Annotated in this window: 17 protein-coding genes; 5 read left to right on the top strand and 12 right to left on the bottom strand. The window is 60.5% G+C overall.

Annotated elements, in window-relative coordinates:
• The coding region (locus tag BFP96_RS01355; RefSeq protein ID WP_065935441.1) for a CoA-acylating methylmalonate-semialdehyde dehydrogenase at positions 1-1,276 on the top strand (1,276 nt) is incomplete at its 5' end.
• A gap of 127 nt (positions 1,277-1,403) precedes the next feature.
• Here the strand turns inward: BFP96_RS01355 and BFP96_RS01350 are convergent.
• The 5 genes from BFP96_RS01350 to xylA all read right to left on the bottom strand — a co-directional run bounded on the left by BFP96_RS01350 (position 1,404) and on the right by xylA (position 7,676).
• Entirely contained in the window at positions 1,404-1,712 is a 309-nt protein-coding gene (locus BFP96_RS01350) for a DUF6124 family protein (protein WP_065883544.1), read from the bottom strand.
• A gap of 580 nt (positions 1,713-2,292) precedes the next feature.
• Positions 2,293-3,429, bottom strand: a complete 1,137-nt coding sequence (locus BFP96_RS01345; RefSeq protein WP_065935440.1) for a sugar ABC transporter permease — start codon at positions 3,427-3,429, stop codon at positions 2,293-2,295.
• Positions 3,430-4,974, bottom strand: coding sequence for a D-xylose ABC transporter ATP-binding protein (gene xylG, locus BFP96_RS01340; RefSeq protein WP_065935439.1), 1,545 nt, complete (start codon positions 4,972-4,974; stop codon positions 3,430-3,432).
• Positions 4,975-5,137: 163 nt separating this feature from the next.
• Positions 5,138-6,139 carry a D-xylose ABC transporter substrate-binding protein gene (gene xylF, locus BFP96_RS01335; protein ID WP_057721949.1) on the bottom strand — a complete coding sequence of 334 codons (1,002 nt, stop codon included), beginning with the start codon at positions 6,137-6,139 and terminating at the stop codon, positions 5,138-5,140.
• A gap of 220 nt (positions 6,140-6,359) precedes the next feature.
• Entirely contained in the window at positions 6,360-7,676 is a 1,317-nt protein-coding gene (xylA, locus tag BFP96_RS01330) for a xylose isomerase (protein ID WP_065891991.1), read from the bottom strand.
• A 139-nt stretch (positions 7,677-7,815) separates the two neighbouring features.
• On the opposite strand from xylA, the gene BFP96_RS01325 reads away from it, so the two are divergent.
• A complete protein-coding gene (locus tag BFP96_RS01325; protein WP_065883553.1) occupies positions 7,816-8,991 on the top strand; it encodes a XylR family transcriptional regulator in 1,176 nt (391 codons plus the stop codon).
• On the opposite strand, the gene BFP96_RS01320 is transcribed toward BFP96_RS01325, so the two are convergent.
• The 4 genes from BFP96_RS01320 to BFP96_RS01305 form a co-directional block, all read right to left on the bottom strand.
• Positions 8,988-10,253: a carbohydrate porin gene (locus BFP96_RS01320; RefSeq protein ID WP_065935438.1), complete on the bottom strand. Its 1,266-nt coding sequence runs from the start codon at positions 10,251-10,253 to the stop codon at positions 8,988-8,990. The two genes, BFP96_RS01325 and BFP96_RS01320, sit on opposite strands and share 4 nt — an antisense overlap.
• A gap of 57 nt (positions 10,254-10,310) precedes the next feature.
• Positions 10,311-12,719 carry a glucose/quinate/shikimate family membrane-bound PQQ-dependent dehydrogenase gene (locus BFP96_RS01315; protein ID WP_065935437.1) on the bottom strand — a complete coding sequence of 803 codons (2,409 nt, stop codon included), beginning with the start codon at positions 12,717-12,719 and terminating at the stop codon, positions 10,311-10,313.
• Between the two features lie 280 nt (positions 12,720-12,999).
• Positions 13,000-14,043: an LLM class flavin-dependent oxidoreductase gene (locus BFP96_RS01310; protein WP_065891994.1), complete on the bottom strand. Its 1,044-nt coding sequence runs from the start codon at positions 14,041-14,043 to the stop codon at positions 13,000-13,002.
• A 56-nt stretch (positions 14,044-14,099) separates the two neighbouring features.
• Positions 14,100-14,585 carry a flavin reductase family protein gene (locus tag BFP96_RS01305; protein ID WP_065891995.1) on the bottom strand — a complete coding sequence of 162 codons (486 nt, stop codon included), beginning with the start codon at positions 14,583-14,585 and terminating at the stop codon, positions 14,100-14,102.
• A 319-nt stretch (positions 14,586-14,904) separates the two neighbouring features.
• On the opposite strand from BFP96_RS01305, the gene BFP96_RS01300 reads away from it, so the two are divergent.
• The 3 genes from BFP96_RS01300 to BFP96_RS01290 all read left to right on the top strand — a co-directional run bounded on the left by BFP96_RS01300 (position 14,905) and on the right by BFP96_RS01290 (position 20,359).
• Positions 14,905-16,311: a purine-cytosine permease family protein gene (locus tag BFP96_RS01300; protein WP_065935436.1), complete on the top strand. Its 1,407-nt coding sequence runs from the start codon at positions 14,905-14,907 to the stop codon at positions 16,309-16,311.
• Between the two features lie 592 nt (positions 16,312-16,903).
• The gene (locus BFP96_RS31040; protein WP_065935435.1) at positions 16,904-19,243 is read left to right on the top strand and encodes an AAA family ATPase; all 2,340 of its coding nucleotides are present in this window, start codon (positions 16,904-16,906) and stop codon (positions 19,241-19,243) included.
• A gap of 3 nt (positions 19,244-19,246) precedes the next feature.
• Positions 19,247-20,359, top strand: a complete 1,113-nt coding sequence (locus tag BFP96_RS01290; protein WP_065935434.1) for a hypothetical protein — start codon at positions 19,247-19,249, stop codon at positions 20,357-20,359.
• A gap of 23 nt (positions 20,360-20,382) precedes the next feature.
• Here BFP96_RS01290 and BFP96_RS01285 read toward each other — a convergent pair whose 3' ends face one another.
• From BFP96_RS01285 to BFP96_RS01275, 3 genes are read right to left on the bottom strand one after another with little or no spacing between them, the layout of a single operon-like run.
• Positions 20,383-21,537 carry an ABC transporter ATP-binding protein gene (locus BFP96_RS01285; protein ID WP_065935433.1) on the bottom strand — a complete coding sequence of 385 codons (1,155 nt, stop codon included), beginning with the start codon at positions 21,535-21,537 and terminating at the stop codon, positions 20,383-20,385.
• A 17-nt stretch (positions 21,538-21,554) separates the two neighbouring features.
• Positions 21,555-22,364 carry an ABC transporter permease gene (locus tag BFP96_RS01280; protein WP_065935432.1) on the bottom strand — a complete coding sequence of 270 codons (810 nt, stop codon included), beginning with the start codon at positions 22,362-22,364 and terminating at the stop codon, positions 21,555-21,557.
• 6 nt (positions 22,365-22,370) lie between these two features.
• On the bottom strand, positions 22,371-23,207 hold the full coding sequence (locus tag BFP96_RS01275) for an ABC transporter permease (protein ID WP_065935442.1): 837 nt from the start codon (positions 23,205-23,207) through the stop codon (positions 22,371-22,373).
• Positions 23,208-23,237: the final 30 nt, after the last annotated feature.

The raw sequence follows: 23,237 nt of genomic DNA, 5'->3' as shown, positions 1-23,237 counted from the left end.
GCTGCGTGAACGCAAGGACGACCTGGCGCGCATCATCGTCGCCGAACACGGCAAGGTCTTTACCGATGCCCAGGGCGAAGTCGACCGTGGCATCGACATTCTCGAATTCGCCTGTGGCATTCCCAACCTGCTCAAGGGCGAACATTCCGACCAGGTCTCCCGTGGCATGGACAACTGGACCCTGCGCCAGCCCCTGGGCGTGGTCGCCGGCGTGACCCCGTTCAACTTCCCGGTGATGGTACCGATGTGGATGTACCCGATTGCCATTGCGGCGGGCAACACCTTCATCCTCAAGCCAAGCCCCACCGACCCGAGTGCTTCGTTGTTCATGGCCGAGCTTTTGCGTGAAGCGGGCTTGCCCAAGGGCGTGTTCAACGTGGTGCAGGGCGACAAGGAAGCGGTGGACGCGCTGATCGAACACCCGGACGTCAAGGCCGTGAGTTTTGTCGGTTCCACGCCGATTGCCCAGTACATCTACGAGAGCGGCGCCCGCCACGGCAAGCGCGTACAAGGCCTGGGCGGGGCGAAAAACCATATGGTGGTGATGCCCGACGCGGATATCGAGCGCACCGTCGATGCGCTGATGGGCGCCGCCTACGGCAGTGCCGGCGAGCGCTGCATGGCGATCTCGGTGGCGGTGCTGGTGGGGGACGTGGGGGATAAAGTCATCGCCGCTTTGAGCGAGCGCGCCAAGACGCTGCGCATCACCGATGGCCGCGATTTGAAAGCCGAAATGGGGCCGATTGTGTCGAAAGTGGCGCTGGAACGCATCCGTGGCTATATCGAGCAGGGCGTACAGGCCGGCGCGCACTTGCTGCTCGATGGCCGTGACTACGTGCCCACCGAACCCGGCCTGGAAAACGGCTTCTGGCTCGGCGCGACCTTGTTCGACCACGTGACCCGGGACATGAGCATCTACCGCGAAGAAATCTTCGGACCGGTGCTGGCCTGTGTGCGCGTCAACGACTTCGCGGAGGCCGTGAAGCTGGTCAACGACCACGAGTTCGGCAACGGCGTCAGTTGCTTCACCCGCGACGGCCACATCGCCCGCGAATTTGCGCGGCGTATTGAAGTGGGCATGGTCGGCATCAACGTGCCGATCCCGGTGCCGATGGCCTGGCATGGGTTTGGCGGCTGGAAGAAGAGCCTGTTTGGCGACATGCATGCGTATGGCACCGAAGGCGTGCGTTTCTACACCAAGCAGAAGTCGATCATGCAGCGCTGGTCGGAGAGCATCGAGCAGGGCGCGGAGTTTGCGATGCCGGTGTCGAAGTAGGTCTCACAGGCACTGTATGCCCGAATGTGGGAGGGGGCTTGCCCCCGATAGCGGTGTATCAGTTGATCAATCTGTGACTGACCCACCGCCATCGGGGGCAAGCCCCCTCCCACAGTTTTGACCGCGTTCAGGCAGTGGGTTTTGTGCAGGTCAGGCATTCGATGGAGCGGTCGACCGTGGTCTTGGCAATTTCCAGCAGGTGCCATACCGCCAGGATCTTCGCCCGCTCGGGGCTTTGCAGAAGTTCGCCGCAGTCCAGGGCGGTGGCGGAGGCGCTGTCGAGCAAGCTGGCGGTATAGAGCAGGGCGTCTTCGAAGCTCAGGTCTTCGTTGACCGAGTGAAAGCCTTGGGTGGGCAGGTAGTGGTCGATGGCGCGGTTGAAGGCGGCGCGGTCTTTTGCGGGATCGAGGGGTGGGTCGGGTAGGGCTTTGTTCATGGTGCAACTCCTTGTGTGGTCAGGTACCGACCCCCGTCGCGACTAAACGATGGGTGGCGGCTGTACGCAGGTTAGTCGACCGGCCACAAGGAAAATCCGGCGCACCCGAAGGTGCCCTGCGCACAGCCACCATAAAACTTGATGGACCATGCTCCTTGTGACATTCCGGGCGACTAAACCCGATCACTGAATTGGCAGTGACGGAGCGCAGACTAGCCAGCGATTCCAGCAGGCACAAGGCGGCAGGGATTGTCTAGGAAACGTCCTGCAATTTAAAGGGACATGCCTTGCTGGCCCTTTAAAAAACATGACCAAATGCCACCAATCCCAATGTTGAAAAATGCAATCAACTGTGGAGGGGGCAAGCCCAGATGCCAGTCAGTTAAGCGTACGCCGCCGTCTGTAGGAGCGAAGGGGCGCCTAGCTCTTGCTCGCGAAAAACGTCAACGATAACGCGTGTTTTCTGAATGAACGCGGTGCCTGCGAGTTTTTCGCGAGCAAGCTCGCTCCTACAAAAAGCCTTCACTGACTGGCATCAAGGCCCCCCCTCCCACAGTTTTGACCGCGTTCAGCCACTGGGTCAGCGCCGGCCCGCCCGCGTACTCACATCCACCCACACCGCCAGCACCAAAATGCTGCCCTTGACGATCATCTGCCAGTAGCTGTCCACGTCGAGCATCGACATGCCGTTATCCAGGCTGGTAATCACCAGCGCCCCGAGCAACGCGCCATACACCGTGCCCGAGCCGCCGCGCATTGAGGTGCCGCCGATAAAGCACGCGGCAATCGCGTCCAGTTCGCCCATGTTTCCCGCTGACGGTGAACCGGCGGCCAGGCGCGCGGTGTTGACCAGGCCGGCCAGCGCGCACATCACGCCCATGATGCCGAAGATCCACAGTTTCACCGCCTGCACGTTGATACCCGACAGCCGCGTCGCCTCCATATTACTGCCCACCGCGTACACGCGACGGCCGAACACGGTCTGGCTGGTGACGTAGCTGAACACGCCGAGCAGCACCAACAGCAGCAACACCGGAACCGGGATGCCGTCGTAGCTGTTGAGGGTGGTGACGAACCCGGCCAGCACTGCACCGATCAGCACCACGCGCAGTACGTCGCGCATCAGGGCGTGCGCGGCCAAGCCATGCAGTGCGCGGTTGCGCCGCTGCCTCCAGGTGAGGAACAGGGTCAATGCAAACAGCAGGACACCCAGGCCAATGCCCACCGAATGCGGTAAGTACCCCTGGCCCACGTAGACCAGCGACGGCGATACCGGCGCGATGGTGGTGCCGCCGGTGATCCCCAGCAGGATCCCGCGAAACGCCAGCATCCCGCCCAGGCCGACAATGAACGACGGGATGCGCAGGTAGGCCGTCATATAGCCGTTGGCCACGCCGATCATCAAGCCGCACAGCGCGACCAGGCTCAGGTTGGCCAGCAGCGGGATGTGATAAACCACGTCCAGGATCGCCGCCAGCCCGCCCAGCAAGCCCAGCAATGAACCCACCGACAAATCGATTTCGCCGCTGATGATCACCAGCACCATGCCGCACGCCAGTATCCCGGTGATGGACATCTGCCGCAGCAGGTTGGACAGGTTGCGCGGCGTGAGGAAGCCGCCGTCGGTCTGCCAGCTGAAAAACAGCCAGATGAACGCGACGGCGATCACCAGGGCGAGCATTTTGTAGCGGGTGAAAAGGTGTTTGACCTGATTCATCTACGCGGTCTTCCGATCATTATTGTTTTGGCTGAGCGCAGCGGCGAGTACCTGTTGCTGGGTGAGCCCCTGATTGATGAAGTCGCCACGCAATTGGCCGTCGCCGATCACCAGCACGCGGTTGGACACGCCGAGCACTTCGGCGAGTTCCGACGACACCATGATGATCGCCACACCTTCGGCCGCCAGCGCGCCCATCAGTTTGTAGATCTCGTACTTGGCGCCCACATCCACCCCGCGCGTGGGCTCATCCAGGATCAGCACCTTGGGCTTGGCCATGAGCATTTTTGCCAGCACGGCCTTTTGCTGGTTGCCGCCGGACAGGCTGGTAATCGGCAGGAACGGGCTGGCGGTTTTCAGGTGCATGCGCGCGATCTGCTGGTCGATGCTGCCCAGTTCGGCCTCGGCGTCGATGCGGGTCAGGTGGGCATAAGTGTCGAGCACCGCCAGGGTGATGTTCTGGCCCACGCCCAGGTCGGGGATGATGCCCTGGCGCTTGCGGTCCTCGGGCACCATGCACAGCCCGGCGCGGATCGACTTGAGGGGCGTGCGCGTGTCGATCATCTGGCCTTCCAGCCACACCTCACCGCTGTAGCGCCCGGGGTAGGCGCCGAACAGCGCCGACACCAGCTCCGTGCGGCCGGCGCCCACCAGCCCGGCAATGCCGAGGATTTCGCCACGCCTGAGCACGAAGGAAACATCGTCGACGCGTTTGCGCCTGGGGTTGTCGACGTCGTAGCAGGTAACGTTGCGCGCCTCGAACATCACCTCACCCACCTCATGGGGTTCGGTGGGGTAGAGGTTGCTCATCTCGCGGCCGACCATTTGCGTGATGATCTGCGCGATGTTCATGTCGGCCATGGCGGTGGTTGCGATGTGCTTGCCGTCACGAATCACGGCGATGGTGTCGCACACGGCGGCCACTTCATCGAGCTTGTGCGAGATGTACACGCAGGCCACGCCCTTGGCCTTGAGGTCACGGATGATGTCCAGCAGCACGTCGATTTCCGAGCGGGTCAGGGCCGAAGAGGGCTCGTCGAGGATCAGCAGGCGCGCCTGTTTGTTCAGGGCCTTGGCGATCTCCACCAGTTGCTGGTAGCCGCCGCCATACTGCGACACCGGCAGCGCCACATTCATGTCCGGCACCTTGAGTTCACGCATCAACGCCTCGGCGCGGTGCAGCATCGCCGGGTAATTCATGCGCCCACCGGGCAGGGTCAGTTCGTGGCCCATAAAGATGTTCTCGGCCACCGACAGGTCGGGCACCAGGGTCAGTTCCTGATGGATGATGACGATGCCGGCGGCTTCGGTTTCGCTGATGGACTGGGCTTTGAGCGGCTGCCCGTCCCAGAGGATTTCGCCCTCCCAGGTGCCGTACGGATAGACCGCCGACAGCACCTTCATCAAGGTGGATTTGCCGGCGCCGTTTTCGCCGCACAACCCGACGCACTCGCCGGGCCGCACCTTGATGTCGATGCCATTGAGGGCGTTGACACCACCGAAGCTTTTGACGATGCCGTTCATTTGCAGCAGGTAGTCGGACATGGGAAAGGCTCACACAAATAGGCTGGCCCCCACCCCCGTAGGAGCGAGCTTGCTCGCGAAAAACCCGAGAGCGCCGCGTTTATCCAGGAAGCGCGCATTATCGTTGACGTTTTTCGCGAGCAAGCTCGCTCCTACAGGGGGCGAGGTTTTATCGAGGCAGTCATCATTGCCCGGCGATCTGCTCTTTGGTGTAGAACCCGTCCTTCTCCAGCACGTCGATATTGGCCTTGGTCAGCGGCGTCGGGGTGAGCAGGATGGTGTCGACCTGCTTGCTGCCATTGTCGTATTGCGAGCTGTAGGTGGGTTTTTCATTGCGCGCCAACTGCACCGACAGTTTGGCCGCCTCGGTGGCGATCAACTTGAGCGGTTTGTAGACGGTCATGGTCTGGGTGCCGTCGATCACGCGCTTGATCGCCGCGAGGTCCGCGTCCTGGCCGGAAATCGGCACCTTGCCCGCCAGCTTCTGCGCGGCCAGGGCCTGGATCGCACCGCCGGCGGTGGCGTCGTTGGAGGCGACGATAGCGTCGATTTTGTTGTTGTTACGGGTCAGGGCGTTCTCGACGATGCTCAGGGCTTCGGTGGGGTTCCACTCTTTCACCCATTGCTGGCCGACGATCTTGATATCGCCCTTGTCGATGGCCGGTTGCAGCACCTTCATCTGGCCTTCGCGCAGCACCTTGGCGTTGTTGTCGGTCGGCGCGCCGCCGAGCAGGAAGTAATTACCCTTGGGCGCCGCTTGCAGCACGCCGCTGGCCTGCATTTCGCCGACTTTTTCGTTATCGAAAGAGATGTAGGCATCGATGTCCGCATTCAGGATCAGGCGGTCATAGGACACCACCTTGATCCCGGCCTTCTTGGCTTCGGCCACCGCGTTGGTGAGCACCGTGGCGTTGAACGGCACGATCACGATCACATCGACGCCACGGGAGATGAGGTTTTCGATCTGAGAGATTTGCTTCTGCTCGTTGGCATCGGCGGACTGCACGAATACCTTGGCATCGAGTTTTTCCGCCGCTGCGACGAAGTAGTCACGGTCTCGGGACCAGCGCTCCAGGCGCAGGTCGTCGATGGAAAAACCGATTTTCGGGTGAGCCGAATCGGCCATCACCGGCAGGGCGAGCAGGGCCAGGGCAGTGGCGAGCAGCGTACGTTTGAATGACTTCATGGTGGTGCGTCCTTTTATTGTTGTTGGAAAAGACACAGCGTGGTGCGCCTGAAACTGTAGAGCGTCCTGGGGCGCTCTGTGCATAGATTTGTCGCGCAAATGTCACAGCCCCTGTAGGAGCGAGCTTGCTCGCGAAAAACCCGAGAGCGCCGCGTTTATCCAAGAAGCGCGCATTATCGTTGACGTTCTTCGCGAGCAAGCTCGCTCCTACAGAGGGGCGTCAGGTGTAGATGAACCGGTTCACGATTCCTTCCAGCATCTCCTGCCGACCACTCACGGCCTGCGGGTCCAGTTCGTTGGCGAACGCATGTTCGGCCAGGGATTGCAGGCTGAACTCGCCCGCCAGTACGGCTTTGCCCAGCGGCTGCTGCCAGCCGGCATAGCGCTGGTCCTTGAACTGTTGCAGCCGGTCGTTCTGCACCATGGCGGCCGCGCGCTCCAGGGCCAGGGCCAACACATCCATGGCCGCCACGTGGCCGTGGAACAGGTCCACCTCGTCCAGGCTCTGGCGGCGTACCTTGGAATCGAAATTGTAGCCGCCATTCCTGAACCCGCCGGCCTTGAGGATTTCATAGGTGGCCAGGGTCATTTCCTCGACGCTGTTGGGAAACTGGTCGGTATCCCAGCCGTTCTGCGGGTCGCCACGGTTGGCGTCGATGCTGCCGAAAATTCCCAGGGACACGGCGGTGGCAATCTCATGATGAAAGCTGTGCCCGGCCAACGTCGCATGGTTGGCCTCGATATTGACCTTGATCTCGTGCTCCAGGCCGTACTCATGCAGGAAGCCGAACACCGTGGCGCTGTCGTAATCGTACTGATGCTTGGTCGGCTCCTGGGGCTTGGGCTCGATCAGCAGGTCGCCGGTAAAGCCGATCTTGTGCTTATGCTCCACCACCATGCGCATGAACCGGCCAAGCTGCTCGCGCTCGCGCTTGAGGTCGGTGTTGAGCAGGGTTTCATAGCCTTCACGGCCGCCCCACAGCACGTAGTTGGAACCCTTGAGGCGCAGCGTGGCGTTCATTGCGCTGAACACTTGGGCGGCGGCGTAGGCGAACACCTCAGGGTCAGGGTTGCTCGCGGCGCCGGCGGCAAAGCGCGGGTTGCTGAAGCAATTGGCGGTGCCCCACAGCAACTTGATGCCGGTCTGTTCCTGATGACGCTCCAGGTGATCGACCATCTGCGCAAAGTGGTTGCGGTACTCCTTGAGCGAACGGCCTTCGGGCGCCACGTCGGTGTCGTGGAAACTGTAGTAGTCGATGCCCAGCTTGGAGAAAAACTCAAAGGCCGCCTCCGCCTTGCCGATGGCCAGCTCCATTGGATCACCGCTGCGCTGCCACGGCCGCTTGAAGGTGCCCACCCCAAACATATCCGCCCCCGGCCACACAAAGGTGTGCCAGTAACAGGCGGCCATGCGCAGGTGCTCGCGCATGGGCTTGCCGAGGATCAGCTTGTTGGCGTCGTAGTGACGAAACGCGAGGGGAGAGTCGCTGGCAGGGCCTTCGAAGCGAACCTGCTCGACACCGGGGAAGTACGGCATGGGGTTTTCCTTATTGTTCTTGGCGGTGTCTGGATACTAGCAACGGCACTGGGGCTGCTGATTATGAAAATCACCAAGGGGTGGTGCGATTTTGTGCAGTCAGGTCTAGTCTGTCTCCACCGGCCCCAGGACAAAAACAATGAAAACCCTACCGCCCGTGCACCGCATCGCCTTGCTCTTCAACGGCAGCAAAATCTACGACCGTGGCATCATCGCCGGTATCGGCAATTACCTGAGCAGCACCCGTGCGTCCTGGGATTTGTTCCTGGAGGAGGATTTCCTCTGTCGTCTGCGCGGCATCGAGCGTTGGCAGGGCGATGGGATCATTGCCGATTTCGATGACCCGCTGATTGGTGAGGCGTTGGCCGGGAGTCGGATACCGGTGGTGGCGGTGGGCGGGTCGTATGAGGACGTCAGCCTGTACCCCAAGGGGATTCCCTATGTAGCGACCGATAACCATGCCCTCATGAAGCTGGCCTACGAGCATCTGATCGAGGCCGGGCTGACGCGGTTTGCCTGTTTCAGCCTGCCCGAAGCCCAGGCCAATCGCTGGGCCCAGGAGCGTGAGAAGGCGTTTCGCGGCTTGATGCAGCGCGATGGTTTGCAGGTGGAGATCTATCGCGGCCTGGGGACCAGCGCGCCGTTGTGGGACAGCGCGGTGGAGCAGCAGATTGCCTGGCTGCACAGCCTGCCCAAGCCCATCGGCATTATTGCCGTGACCGACGCCCGTGCCCGGCAACTGTTGCAGGCCTGCCTGACCGCAGGCATTGCAGTGCCGGAGGAAGTGGCGCTGATCGGTATCGACAACGACCCGCTGACCCGCACGCTGACGCGGGTGCCGCTCAGTTCGGTGATCCAGGGCACCGAAACCATGGGCCGCACCGCCGCCGCGCTGCTGCATCAGATGCTGCATGGCAAACCCTGTGCGGGTACGCAGGTGCTGGTGCCGCCGGACGCGATCAACGTGCAGGCCTCCAGCCTGCATCAACCTTTGGGCAATCCCTATGTGATGCAGGCCCTGCTGTTCATTCGTCAATACGCCTGCCAGGGCATCAAGACCGCGCAGGTGGCGGCGTATGTCGGGGTGTCGCGTTCATCGTTGGAGTCGCACTTTCGCAAGGTGCGCGGGTGCAGCGTGCACGACGAGATCCTGCGCTTCAAACTCGCCGCCGCCGCCAGGGGCCTGGAAAACCAGGCGCTGGCGATTGCCGATATTGCGCAGACCTGCGGGTTCACCTCGGCGCAATACCTGCACACGGTGTTTCGCCGCGAGTACGGGTGTACGCCGCGGCAGTACCAGCAGGGCGCGGCTTAGAACACCGCCTTGACCTGCATACCCAGGATCAGCGCATTGTCGATACGCTTCCCGGAAAATGCCCCCGGTTCGATGATGTATTGCACATCCGGACGCAAGGTCAGCCACGGCGTAGCCTGATAGCCATAACTGAGTTCGATCAACTGCTCGGCGCTGTCCAGGGCAGGGTAGGGGTTGCCTGCATTGAAGGCCGCCAGTTCCTGTACATCGCGACTGCGCGGGTTCGGCACGGCGCGGCCATAGCCCAGGGCGACGGTGTCGCGCGGGCGGCCTTCGAACGGTTTGTACAACACCACGCCCGCGCCATACCACTTGCTGAACGGCGAGGCCGCCTCGCTGGCCGCCGAGTATTGACCGAAGGCATGCAGGCTGCGGCCCTGGGACGTCGGGGAAACCCACACAGCCTGGTCGATCAACAGGTAGTGACCGCCACGCCCGCTGACCTCTTTGTCGCTGCCGATGCGTTTGACATCGGAGCTGTCGTAGTAATAACCGAGCTTGTATTCACCCGGCAGGCTGCCGGTGTGTTTGTAGATCAGCTCGATGGGCACCACCGTGCCGGTGGTGTGCTTGGGCCCCAGGTGCCAGGCGCGGCTGGAATTGCCGTTGCTGGACGGGTCGACATTGAACGCGGCCACGCGCAGTTGCCAGTTGGGCGAGAAGTCGTATTTCACTCGCGCGCCCAGGTGCGCATTCGGATAGTTGGCCCAGCCGCTGCCGCCCGACATGTTCAACGGGTGCCCGCAGAACCCGGCGTTCATGAAGTTGCACAGGATGCCGCTGTCCAGGCCGCCGAGGTCATTGCCCATGGCCATGTAGCCGAGCTTGAGGTTAAGTGCCGGGGTGAACAGCGTGCGTTCGTAGCTCAACTCGGTGAGGCGGGTGTAGAGGCCACCGTAGTTCTCCTGGATCGGCAGGCGGTTGCCCACCAGGTCTTCGGAGGCGCTGTTGCCGCGGCGGTCGTTGATGGTCAGTTGGATACGGTCGCCGTTGTTGAGACCGTAGAGTTTGTCCAGGTCGAACTGCACACCGAGCTTGAGATTCTGTGAATAGCGCGCCGAGCGATGCTGGCCGCCGTGGGCGTTGTAGGCGGTCTCGCCGCTGTAGTCGCCGCTGAAGCGCACGCCCTGGTCGTCGAGTTCGCGGCGCAGGCCGCCCCAGTCGCCGGTCAGGGTGGTGTCGTCGGCTTGAACGGGCAGGGCGGCGGCAAAGGCCAGGCCCAGCACCAGGCGCCCAAGGGACGTATGAGAAGTAGGGTTCATGGAGGATTTTCCAGGCACAAAAGCGCGGTACGGGCGCACCGCGCTAACAAGGGGTTGTTACGGCAAGGCGTAGGCGATCACGTAGTCGCCACGGTCGGTGGACTGGCGTGCACCGCCGGCGGTGACGACGATGTACTGCTTGCCGGTTTTCGGCGACACGTAGGTCATCGGGCCGCCCTGGCTGCCCACCGGCAGGCGGGCTTTCCAGATTTCATCACCGTTGCCGCTGTTGAAGGCGCGCAGGTAGAAGTCCTGAGTGCCGGCGATAAAGATCAGGCCACCCTGGGTCGACAGCGTACCGCCGAGGGTCGGCAGGCCGACTTTAATCGGCAGGTGCATGCGGATGCCCAGGGGGCCGGTGTCCTCAACGGTGCCCACCGGTACTTGCCAGGCGATTTTTTGCGTCTTCATGTCGATGGCGGTCAAGGTGCCGAACGGCGGCGCCTGGCACGGAATGCCGGCCACCGACAGGAAGCGGTTCTTGTTCACCGCGTACGGCGTGCCCTTGAGCGGCACGGCGCCCATGCCGGTGTTCAGCGCTTCGCCACCGGAGGCGGCCAGGGCCTTGTTCTGCGACGGCACCATCTGGATCCACAGGCCCAGGCGCATGTCGTTGACGAAGATAAAGCCGTGCACCGGGTCGGTGGAAATACTGCCCCAGTTCATGCCGCCCAGGGAGCCCGGGAAGCTCAGGGATTTATCGGTGCCCGGCGCGGTGTACAGGCCGTCGTAGCGCATGCCCTTGAAGTCGATGCGGCACAGCAACTGGTCATACGGCGTGGCGCCCCACATGTCCGATTCGGTCAGGGTCTGTGCGCCGATCTGCGGCATGCCCAGGGACTTGGGCTGGGTGGGGGAGTACGGCTCGTTGGGGATGTTCGCGGCTTTGACCGGCACTTCCTGCACGTCGGTCAACGGCTTGCCGGTGGCGCGGTCGAGTACATAGATCTGTCCGGCCTTGGTGCCGATCACCACGGCGGGCACCGCCTTGTCGCTGCCCGGCGGGGTGAAATCGATCAAGCTGGGTTGCATCGGCAGGTCGAAGTCCCACAGGTCATTGTGGACCGTCTGGTACACCCATTTCTCGGCGCCGGTGGAGGCGTCCAGCGCGAGTACCGAAGCGCCGTATTTATGATTGAGCTGGGTGCGCTCCACGCCATAGATGTCGGTGGACGAGCTGCCCATCGGCAGGAAGACCGTGTTCATCAGCGGGTCGTAGGACATCGGTGCCCAGCTGTTCGGGGTGCTGCGCACGTAGGTGCTGCCAGCGGCTGGTGCGTGTTTGTCTTCAGGGTTGCCGGGGTCGAACGCCCAGCGCATCTGCCCGCTGATTACATCGAAACCACGGATCACGCCGCCCGGCATATCGGTTTGCACGTTATCCGCGACGCGACCGCCCACCACCACCGTGGTGCCGGCAATCAGCGGCGCCGAGGACAGTTGGTAGTAGCTGTCCGGGACGTTACCCAGGCCGGCCTTCAGATCTACCTGACCGTGGGTGCCGAAGTCTTCGCAGAATTTACCGGTGTCGGCGTCCACGGCGATCAGACGTGCATCGATGGTGTTGGTCAGCAGACGACGCTGGCATTGCGCACCGGCGGGCACGCTGGCGGCAACGACCGGCGAGCTGCCTTGTTGGGTGGGCTGGGCAATCGGCGCAGTGGCGTCGAAGTAGGCCATGCCACGGCAACGCTGCCAGACCGCCGATTGGGCATTGATCTCGTTCTTCCACAGCTCCTTGCCGGTGTCGGCGTCGAGCGCGATGAGGTTGTTGTGCGGGGTGCAGATGAACACTTTGTTGCCGATCTGCAGGGGCGTCAGTTGGTCCTCGGCACCGTTGCCGTCGCTGATCGCCACGTCACCGGTGTGGTAGGTCCAGGCGACTTTGAGCTTGTCGATGTTGTCGCGATTGATCTGGTCCAGCGCAGCGAAGCGGCTGCCGCCCTCGGTGTTGCCGTAGTGGGCCCAGTCTTTCTGGGCATCGGCCGCAGCCACCGGGGTGATGCCTGGGCCTGCACCGGTTGGCGCTACGCTTGGGTGAGCAACGAACATATTGCCCGCCGCCACTGCCACGCCGAGCGTCAGCACGGCAGCGACGCCGTATGCACCACGCGCCGGTTTGCCGACCAGCAACGGATACACCAGCGCGACCACGATACCGATCACGGCGAACATGAACAGGCGCGAGAACAACGGCCAGTACACCAGGCCCACGTCCGCGACGGCCCAGACGGCCGTGCCGATCAGGAACGCGGCGAACAGCCAGGCACCCGCCGGGTTACGCCGGGCAATCAGCAGCCCGGCAATGGCCATGGCCACGCCACCGACCAGGAAGTACCAGGAACCTCCCAGGCTGATCAATTTGGCACCGCCGACGGCGAGCGCAAGGCCGAGCAGGGCGATGATCACGCCCAAGCCAAGGAGTAGAAATCTAGAGACGCCAGCGGCGCGCGATGCTCGTTTCATGTCGAAAGGACTCGAGTGAGAGAGGGCAAGGGCGCGATTTTAGCAAGATAAGTAACTGGTTAGTACATTATGCTCGTGCAATAGACTGTTACAGATGCTGCGATGATGGGCGCAGGGCAAAGAACGTAGGAAGGGCAAGCCAGGATGCCGGTCACCTCCCTTTGTAGGAGCGAGCTTGCTCGCGAAAAACTCACAGACACCACGTTGATTCAGGAAGCACGCGTTATCGTTGACCTTTTTCGCGAGCAAGCTCGCTCCTACAGAGGGCGCCGGCAGTCGGTCAACGAAACGCCGGCATCACCTGCTCGATAAACAGTGCCAGGGACTTCTTTTTCTCGGCATGGGGCAGGCTGTTGTCGCACCAGAAGCTGAACTCATCCACGCCCAGTTCCTGGTAGTACCGAATGCGCGGGATGATCTCTTCTGCGGTGCCGATCATCGCGGTTTTGTGCAGGCTCTCCAGTTCGAACTCTGGGCGCGCGGCGAACTTCTCTTCCGGGCTTGGCTCGAGGAAACCGTTGACCGGCACGCTCTTGTTGCCGAACCAGGCATCGAAGGTGCGGTAGAACTTCGAGATCGCCGTGGCCCCGACTTTCCAGCCCTGGGGGTCATCAGCGGCGTGCACGTGGGTGTGGCGCAGCACCATCAATTGCGGGCGGGGCACACCAGGGTTGTTGTCCAGGGCGGCCTGGAATTTGTTTTTCAGGTCCAGGACTTCTTCGTCGCCTTTCATCAGCGGCGTGACCATCACGTTGCAGCCGTTGGCCACTGCGAAGTTGTGGGAGTCGGGGTCGCGGGCGGCGATCCACATCGGTGGGGTGGGCTGCTGGATCGGCTTGGGCACGCTGGTGGAGGTGGGGAATTTCCAGATGTCGCCGTCATGGGCGTAGTCGCCTTGCCACAGGGCGCGCACCACCGGCACCATTTCGCGCAGGGCCTGGCCGCCGCTCGAGGCGGGCATGCCGCCGGCCATACGGTCGAATTCAACCTGGTAAGCGCCACGGGCCAGGCCCACTTCCATGCGTCCGTTGCTGATCACGTCGAGCAACGCGCATTCCCCCGCTACCCTCAGCGGGTGCCAGAACGGCGCGATGATGGTGCCGGCGCCCAGACGAATCGTGGTGGTCCTGGCCGCAAGGTAAGCCAGCAACGGCATCGGGCTTGGCGATATGGTGTATTCCATCGCGTGGTGTTCGCCAATCCACACGGTGCTGAAGCCACCGGCTTCGGCCATCAGGGTCAGTTCGGTCAAGTCTTCGAACAACTGACGGTGGCTGACGCTTTCATCCCAGCGTTCCATGTGTACGAACAGCGAAAATTTCATGACGCGTACCTCGGATCTATTGTTATTTTTCCGCAAAAAACGGGTTGAGCGGGGTGTCAGGCAGGCACCGGCAGGGTACCCATCTTGCCGTGGCAATACACCAGGGGGTTGTTCGGTTGCGCCGGCACGATCAGGTTCTCGACGGCGCCCACCATGATTGCGTGGTCGCCGCCTTCGTATTCGCGCCACAGTTGGCATTCAATGACCGCCGTGGCGTTGGCCAGGATCGGATTGCCCAGTGCACTCAGGGTCCACTCGATGCCCTGGGCCTTGTCCTTGCCTTTGCGCGCAAAGGCATAGGCTTCGCTTTGCTGCCCGCCGGACAGCACATGAATGGCGAAACGCTTGTTTTTGATCAGCACGGGGTAGGAGTCGGAGCTGTAGTTGGGGCAGAAGAGCACCAGGGCCGGGTCCATGGACAGCGAGCTGAACGCACTGGCGGTGAGGCCGACGATTTGCCCCTCGTCGTCCAGCGTAGTAATCACGGTGACACCGGACGGAAACGAACCCATCACTTGTTTGTAGATGGCGGCATCGATCATGGGATGGTCCTCTGCTATGAAGCGGTTTTTTAAATTTATAGGTCTGATGGTATACCGTAATACAGGAGTTGCAAGGGCTTTTTTGGACAGGCGATAAACGTGTCCGGAGCCCGCCAAAGGCCTTTATTACGGGGATTTATCCCGTGATGGCGGTTGTTCTCGGGGCGCGATTGCCGGATCAGAGGCGGGCTAAAACAGCGGATCAGCCTTGTTAAAATGTTGGAATACCATAATATGGTGTTCGTCTGATGGGGGGCCATCGAGCTTCCTTCGGATGGCGTCAAACAACTATAAGATCAGACAAGCGCGAGTTATTCCTATGCCTCAGATGTCCCGGCAAGACCCCCTGATCGAGCATCACACGGTCGATTACGTCCCCCTCGCAGAGCGCCACGGGAAGGCCCGCGACCTGTTCACGTTATGGTTCAGTACCAATATCGCGCCGCTGCCCATCGTCACCGGTGCGATGGTGGCCCAGGTGTTCCATCTCAACCTGCTGTGGGGGCTGCTGGCGATTGCCCTCGGGCATCTGCTGGGCGGCGTGGTGATTGCCCTGGCCTCGGCCCAGGGCCCGCGCATGGGCATCCCGCAGATGGTGCAGAGCCGCGGCCAGTTCGGGCGTTATGGCGCGCTGCTGATCGTGTTTTTCGCGGCGCTGATCTACATCGGCTTTTTCATTTCCAATATTGTGCTGGCCGGCAAATCCATCGTCGGCATCGTGCCCTCGGTGCCGGTGCCGGCGAGCATCCTGATCGGCGCGCTCAGCGCCACGGCCATCGGCGTGATCGGCTACCGCTTTATCCATACCTTGAACCGCATCGGCACCTGGGTGATGGGCAGCGCGTTGCTCGCCGGTTTTGTCTACATCTTTGCCCATGACCTGCCGGCCGACTTCCTCACCCGTGGCGGCTTCAACGCCGCCGGCTGGCTGGCCACGGTGTCGCTCGGGATCATCTGGCAGATCAGCTTCTCGCCCTATACCAGTGACTATTCGCGTTACCTGCCGGCGGACATCGGCATCACCCGGCCGTTTATTGCCACCTACCTGGGCGCAACCCTGGGCACCATCCTGTCGTTTGCCTTCGGCCTGGTGGCGGCGCTGGCCACACCGGAAGGCACCGAGGCGATGGTCGCGGTCAAGCAGGCCACCGGCGCGCTGGGACCGATCCTGATGGTGCTGTTCCTGCTCAATATCATCAGCCACAACGCCCTGAACCTGTACGGCGCCGTGCTTTCGATCATCACCTCGATCCAGACCTTCGCCAGCCGCTGGACCCCCAGCATCAAAGTGCGCGTGGTGCTTTCGGGCATCATCCTCGCCGGTTGCTGCGTGGTGGCGCTGGGCGCGTCGGCGGACTTCATCGCGCAATTTATCGGGCTGATCCTCGCTCTGTTGCTGGTGCTGGTGCCGTGGGCCTCGATCAACCTGATCGATTTCTACGTGATCAAGCGCGGCGTGTACGACATCGCCTCGATCTTCCAGGCCGATGGCGGGGTGTATGGGCGGTTTAACCTGCATGCGATCGTGGCGTACTTCATCGGGATCATCGTGCAACTGCCGTTTGCCAACACGTCGTTGTATGTGGGGCCCTGGGCCAACCTGGTGGAAGGCGCGGACTTGTCGTGGCTGGTGGGGTTGGCGGTGACGTGTCCGTTGTATTACTGCCTGGCGACGCGTCAACACACCCAGAGGAGCAGGGCGGAGTGCGTGGGTTATACCGACTGAGCAATAGCGGCTGCAGCGCGATCCAAGTTTGTCGATCTCTTTACGACGGTCCAAACTCTTCCAACGCATCCCGCAACGCGCCGTCGAAGTGTTCTTTTGAGGCGTGTTCCCAAGAATATGAAACGCCGGCGCCTTCGCACTTCCCGAGTTAATGATCGCATTGACCCGTGCCACCGACGTCTGCACCACCGCCTCTGTTTGAAGGCGGCGGCGCTGAGGTCGACACCAGTGAGCTTCGCCAATTACCTGAGCAATCGCACCACTAACGAGCAGCACACACGCGTGGCTGTCCTGGCGCGGCAGCAGGTAGCTGGCAAGGGGTCCAGTTCCAGGTGGCCGGAGAGGTCACCGCTCACAAGCGCCGCAGCAAGCGTTTGCTTGCCAGCATGCTGAGCCTGATCTACCGCGACTGCGACGCTGCGTGGATCAGTCGATCAAGCACGTGCGAGAGAAAGGAGTGGGGGTTTATGCGGATACCCGCGAGTTGCTGGGGATGGAACGGGCGATTTCGAAAGAAAAGAGTAGGAATGCTTTCAGTTGATGGCGCATTGATATTAAGCTGGTTCTTTTGGGTATCTTAAGGACGAGAGCAATGCAGTTTTTTGAGCGCAGTTCGGTGAAGCCTCCCGCTTTTCTAATTAGTAAGGAGGTCGTTGAGGCGAGGCGCGAGCTAATCGATTTCCTGCTGCTACGGATGGAGCAGCGGTCACAAACATCAGCTCCTATTTCGGGGGTTGTGCTGGATAACGACAACGTTATGCGATCGCTGAGCAAATTGTTCAGAGGTAAATGTGCATTTTGTGAGCGCCATCAGACTGTGTTACGGCCTTATCAGTTTCGCCCCGTCGCCGATGCATTACCTACTAAAAAGGCGAAAGATCACCATCTCTATTACACTTGGCTAGCCTTGGCTTGGGAAAACATTTATCCCATCTGCCGGGATTGCCTACCCCATCGTCCGGACTATTTTCCGGTTGATGGAGAGAGGGAAGCGTTACCCACGCCTGAGCAGTTGAATGAATACGTCATGGGCAATCTTGGCTGTTGGGGAGGGTACCCTCTTAGGGAAAAAAACCTGTTGCTTGATCCTTGTTTTGGACATTCATTTCACGAGCATTTACATATTAATCATAAAGGGGTTCTGAAAGCCCTAAGCGTCCAAGGCTCCATGACTATCCAGTTTTTCAAGCTGGACCATCCCGACCGGGAAAAGGAACGAGCTGTTTGTCTGGGTGACTATCGCAGCCGGCTGTTTTCCTTAGGACTCGCTCAACTTCGTGACAATGAAGCAGGTAAGTTGAAACTTTTCAATTTTCCCAGTTTGGAGTTCGGTGGCCTCTGGTATCTACAGTGCAGGCAAATCGCTATTTTTCTTTCAAAGGGCGATTTGACTGAGGAAAATCTTGCACCGGGGGAAATCAATGAAACGTTTCGCACGATTTCTCATATGCCCAATCTGGAGCTAGCGATAGAAAAAGTCAGGAGTCGATTAATTCGGACAGATTTCGGTTTCAAGTTGCAATTGGCTGCACTGAGGAGTGATTGGGTTGCCCCTAAAATTTCGCCTGAGATTGGTCCTGCAGAGTACTTGTCGTTGCAGTCTTTTACATTGGAAAACTTCAAGAGCATCGAGCAACTCAGCATTAAGATTCCTCAGCGTCGACCGCCGTCTTATGGCGCAGAAACCGTGTCAGCCCGGTCGCCTGCGCTATTGCTTCTGGGCGAAAACGCTGCGGGCAAGAGTTCCATCTTGGAAGCTATTGCGCTGACGTTGGTCAGTGATGAAACCCGAAATATTTTAGGTGTCAGTTGCTTGGGGCTAACGCTAAATCCATCATTTATGGGGGGGGAGCCACAACTCCAGGCTCGTATGGCCACAGTGACGCTGAATTTCCATGAAGGAAAAAGTCGCGTACTGAAAATTACCCGCAATGCCTTTGAACAACTTGAGTTGGAAGGGACGCCGCCTGTATTTGCCTACGGGGCTTTTCGGCAATACAAGGACGCTTCCGGCGGGGAGGAGGTGCCTGAAGGCTCGGTCTTCAGCTTGTTCGATTCCAGTTGTGTACTGTTCAACCCTGAAGTTTGGTTACTGAGCTTGGAAGACAACGATTTCCACGAAGTGATGCGTGTATTGCGAATCATATTTTCAGTGGATAGTCAGTACGAGCTCATTCGGCGTGATTACAATCTCAAACGGTGTCTCATTGTAACGGACAGTAAGGATGAAACCCGTGCCGGGCAGACCCCGCTTAACTTAGCGTCCTCCGGGTATCGCTCGTTGTTGGCAATGGTATGTGACATTCTGCGCGGGTTAATGGATATGAGCATCAACCCGTATTTTCAGAACTTTCCCACGGCACAGGCTGTTGTTTTGATTGATGAGGTAGAAGCCCATCTGCACCCCCGCTGGAAAATTCGTGTCATGAGCGCGCTGCGCGAAGCGCTGCCAAAGGTCACGTTCATCGCGACGTCCCATGACCCGCTGTGTTTGCGGGGCATGCACAAAGACGAGGTGGCAGTGGTGCGCCGCAGGATCAATGTAGACGATGACTTGTCTGTAAAGATCGAATGCATCAGTGACTTGCCCGACGTCGGAAAACTCACTGTGGAGCAACTGCTGACCTCGGATTTTTTCAATCTGATGAGCACCGATGAGCCTGATATGCAGTTGCAGCTCGCGGAGCTTGCTGACCTGCTGGCAAGGCAGGAAAAAGGTGACCACCTGAACCCTGCCGAAAAAGAGGCGTTGAAAAAATTCAAACGCGAAATCTTGGGTGTTCTTCCTGTCGGCAGCACTGAGGCGCAACGTCTGGTGCAAAAGTCTGTTGCCAAGTTTCTCAAGAAACGCAACAAAGCAGCAGGCGTACAGTTGAAAAGTTTGCGTAAAAAGTATCGGGAAGAAATCGTCGCTATTCTGGAGCGCTTCTGAATCATGCGATCAGTTAATCGAGATGACGTTTACCCTCCCGCCGCTATGGAAGCAAAAAACAACGGAGATTCTTCTGATGCTGATAAGGAGCTTAAAGCGCTCACTGCTTTTTTTAAGGCGAAGAAGGTGGCACAACAGGCTGCGTTGAACAAGATAGCCCAGGGTAAAGGGGCCGTTGCGGGAAAATATGCAAAGCCGCATGCCCGGAAAAAAAGCAAGGCTAGGTTCAGTGTCTATAAAGATGCCAGTGTCGAAGAACGGCTGCACGAACTCTTTCACGGTAAGTGCGCGTATTGCGAAAGTTTCTACTTCTCCACGGCCCCCGTTGATACCGAGCATTTTCGTCCCAAGGGTCGCTTGCAGGAAGAGCAGGAGCACGCCGGCTATTGGTGGCTAGCTGCTACGTGGAACAACCTTCTGCCTAGTTGCATCAATTGCAACCGACGGAGCGGCCATATTACGCCGATACTCACCGCCCAGATGGTTCAGCTGGTAAAAGGCGGCAGTCGATTCAGTCAGTCCTCCGAGCAGCAGAGTGGTAAGCATGATAGCTTTCCCATCTTGGGCAAGCGAGCGACAGAAGACGAGCGAGACTATTCGTCGGAATACCCGCTTCTGCTCGACCCCTGTCGTGACGACCCTAGCGAGCATCTGCGCTTTTACATCGACCGCGACAACGTCATCGGGCTGGTGTTGCCTAGAGGCCATGACGATGCGGGGCTGCCTCCTGGAGACGTGGAGGGGGCGAAGGAGAAGCTCAGTGCTGAAGTCAATCAGGCGCGTGCCGGCAAACTCAGCGTCAAGGGCGCAGTGTCGATTCAAACCTATGGCCTCAACCGTTTGGGCCTAGTGCAGGACAGGACGCGCGTGCTGCGCCACCTGATGTATCTGGAATGGGTGGTGAAGGAATTGTCTTCACTGATGAGCGAGCTGGAAACTGGAAGGGGAGGCACGAAGCCGAAAACCCTGAAGATCATCAATCGCTTGAAGACACTGCGTGATCGCTCGTTATTGCAGATGAAGGCGATGAGTAACCCGCAAGAGCCTTACTCGGTGATGGTCCAGGAATGGACGGCAGATTTCCTTTCCCGCCTCAAAGCGTGCCGTACACCCTGAACCTTGTGGATGAAGCAGTGGCGTCAGTGCGCCCCGGCCGCCTTGTTCAAATCACTCTCGGCCCACTGCGTATACACGCACGCATCCGCCGTGGCCCAGCGCACCCGCACCGGGTCGCCGGCCTTGAGCGGCATGCCCGCCGCCGAGAGCGCCTTGACCGTCATCGACGTACCGCCCAGGGTCTTCACCGCGCAGGTCTGGCTCTCGCCCAGAAACAGTACCTCCCCGACAATCGCCGAGACTTCATTCCAGCCTGCGGCCAACGGCTGCTCGGCGGCCTGTTCGACGCTCAGCGCCAGGGCCTTTTCCGGACGCACCATCAGCAATATGTCCTGCTCGGTGTGCAGCCCGCTGGTCAGGCGGATCGACAGCGACTGGCCTTCGAACGACGCTGCCGCGTTGCCCTGGGCCTTGAGCTTGAGGAAGTTGGAATTGCCCAGGAACGAGGCGACGAACGCGTTCGGCGGGTTCTGGTACAGGTCGAAGCCGCTGCCCAGGCCGACGATTTTGCCGTGGCTGAAAATCGCGATGCGCTGGGACAGGCGCATGGCTTCTTCCTGGTCGTGGGTCACGTAGACAATGGTGATGCCCAGGCGCCGGTGCAATTGGCGCAGCTCGTCCTGCAGGTCTTCACGCAGTTTCTTGTCGAGGGCGCCGAGGGGTTCGTCCATCAGCAGGATACGTGGCTCGTACACCAGCGCGCGGGCGATGGCGACGCGCTGTTGCTGGCCGCCGGAGAGTTGCGAAGGGCGGCGATGGGCGAACGGTTCCAGCTGCACCAGCTTGAGCATCGCGTCGACGCGTTTCTCGCGTTCGGCGCTGGCCAGTTTGCGGATGGCCAGGGGGAAGGCGATGTTGTCGCGCACCGACAAGTGCGGAAACAGCGAGTAGCGTTGAAACACCATGCCGATGTCGCGCTTGTGCGGCGGCACGTTGACCAGGGATTGCCCGCTCACCAGGATCTCGCCGCTGCTCGGCGTTTCAAAGCCGGCCAGCATCGACAGGGTGGTGCTCTTGCCCGAGCCGCTGGAGCCGAGGAAGGTGAGGAACTCGCCGTCCTGGATGTCCAGGGAGATGTTGTCCACGGCGGCAAAGTCGCCGTAGTACTTGTTCAGGTTGCGCAGGCTGACCAGAGGGTGGCCAGGGTTCTGCGCGACATCTTGGATCACTGCACTCATGTTCTGCTCCTGGGCGCTTAGGCGCGGGTTTCAGTGCGCCGACGAAGGGCGGCGGCGATCACCATGACCAGTACCGACAGGCCGATCAGCAACGTCGAGGCGACGGCGATCACAGGCGTCAGGTCCTGGCGCAGGGTGGTCCACATTTTCACGGGAAGGGTTTGCAGGGTCGGGCTGGCCATCATCACGCTGAGCACCACTTCGTCCCACGAGACGAGAAAGGCGAACAGCGCACCGGCCACCATCCCTGGGCGAATCGCTGGGAAGGTCACCTTGAACACCGCCTGCAAGCGCGAGGCGCCGCAGATCACCGCCGCGTCTTCAATCGACTGGTCGAACAGCTTCAGCGAGTTGATGATCGAGATGATGGTGAACGGCAGCGCGACAATCACATGGCTGACCACAAAGGCGAACATCGTGCCGGTGTAGCCGAGCTTGAGGAACAGCGCGTACACCGCCACGGCGATGATCACCAGCGGCACGATCATCGGCAGGGTGAACAGGCCGTAGAGCAACTCGCGGCCGGGGAAGCGCCCGCGCACCAGGGCAAAGGCCGTCGGCAGCCCCAGGGCAACGGCAAAGAACGTGGTCAGCACCGCCACCTTGAGGCTGGCCATCGCCGCGTTCATCCAGTCGGGGTTGGAGAAAAACTGGCCGTACCATTTGAGTGTCCAGCCCGGTGGCGGGAACACCAGCCATTGCGACGAACCGAACGACAGCAACACGATAAACACGATCGGCAACAGCAGGAACAGGCCAATCAAACCGGTGGTGGTGTAGAGGCCCAGGCGCATCCTGCGGCTCATGGCGTTGGGAGTCAGGAGCATGACGGCTTACCTCGCGTTGCTGGCGCCAACCGGGGATTCCGGCTGGAGCTTCAGGTAGAAGTAGAACAGCACCAGCGTGATCAAAATCAGCAACGCCGCACCGGCACTGGCCAGGCCCCAATTGAGGAACGACTGCACCTGCTGGATGATGAACTCGGGCAGCATCATGTTCTGCGCACCGCCCAGCAGGGCCGGGGTGACGTAGTAACCGAGGGACATCACAAACACCATCAACCCGCCGGAAAACAACCCCGGCCGACACAGCGGCAGGAAGACGCGCAAGAAGTTGGTCCACGGGCTGGCGCCACAGATGGAGCCGGCCTGCAGGATCATCGGGTCGATGGCCTGCATGGTCGCCTGCAGCGGCAACACGATGAACGGAATCATGATGTAGCTCATGCCGATCACCACGCCGGTGAGGTTATGCACCATCTCCAGCGGTTGATCGATGATGCCCATGGCCATCAACGCCTTGTTGATCACCCCCGAGGCTTGCAGCAATACCAGCCAGGAATAGGTGCGGGCGAGCAGGCTGGTCCACATCGACAGCAGCACGATACTCAGGATCCAACGGCCCCAGCCGCGCGGCACCAGGGTAATCGCCCAGGCCAGCGGAAAGCCCAGCAGCAGGCTGAACAGGGTCACCAGGCCGGCCACTGAAAAGGTATTGAGCAACACCCGCGCATACGCCGAGTTGGCAAACAATTGTTCGTAGTTGCCCAGGCCCGGCACCGGCTCCAGCACGCCGCGCAGCAGCAGGCCGATCAGTGGCGCCAGGAAGAACAGGCCAAGGAACAGCAGCGCCGGAATCAGGTTGCTCGATCCGCGCCAACGCTGCGCCAGGGACGGCGCCCCGGCCTTCGCGCCAACGGC

The organism is Pseudomonas sp. 34 E 7, assembly GCF_900005715.1.
Taxonomy (GTDB): Bacteria; Pseudomonadota; Gammaproteobacteria; order Pseudomonadales; family Pseudomonadaceae; genus Aquipseudomonas; species Aquipseudomonas orientalis_A.
This window is presented reverse-complemented; position numbering and strand designations above follow the sequence as displayed.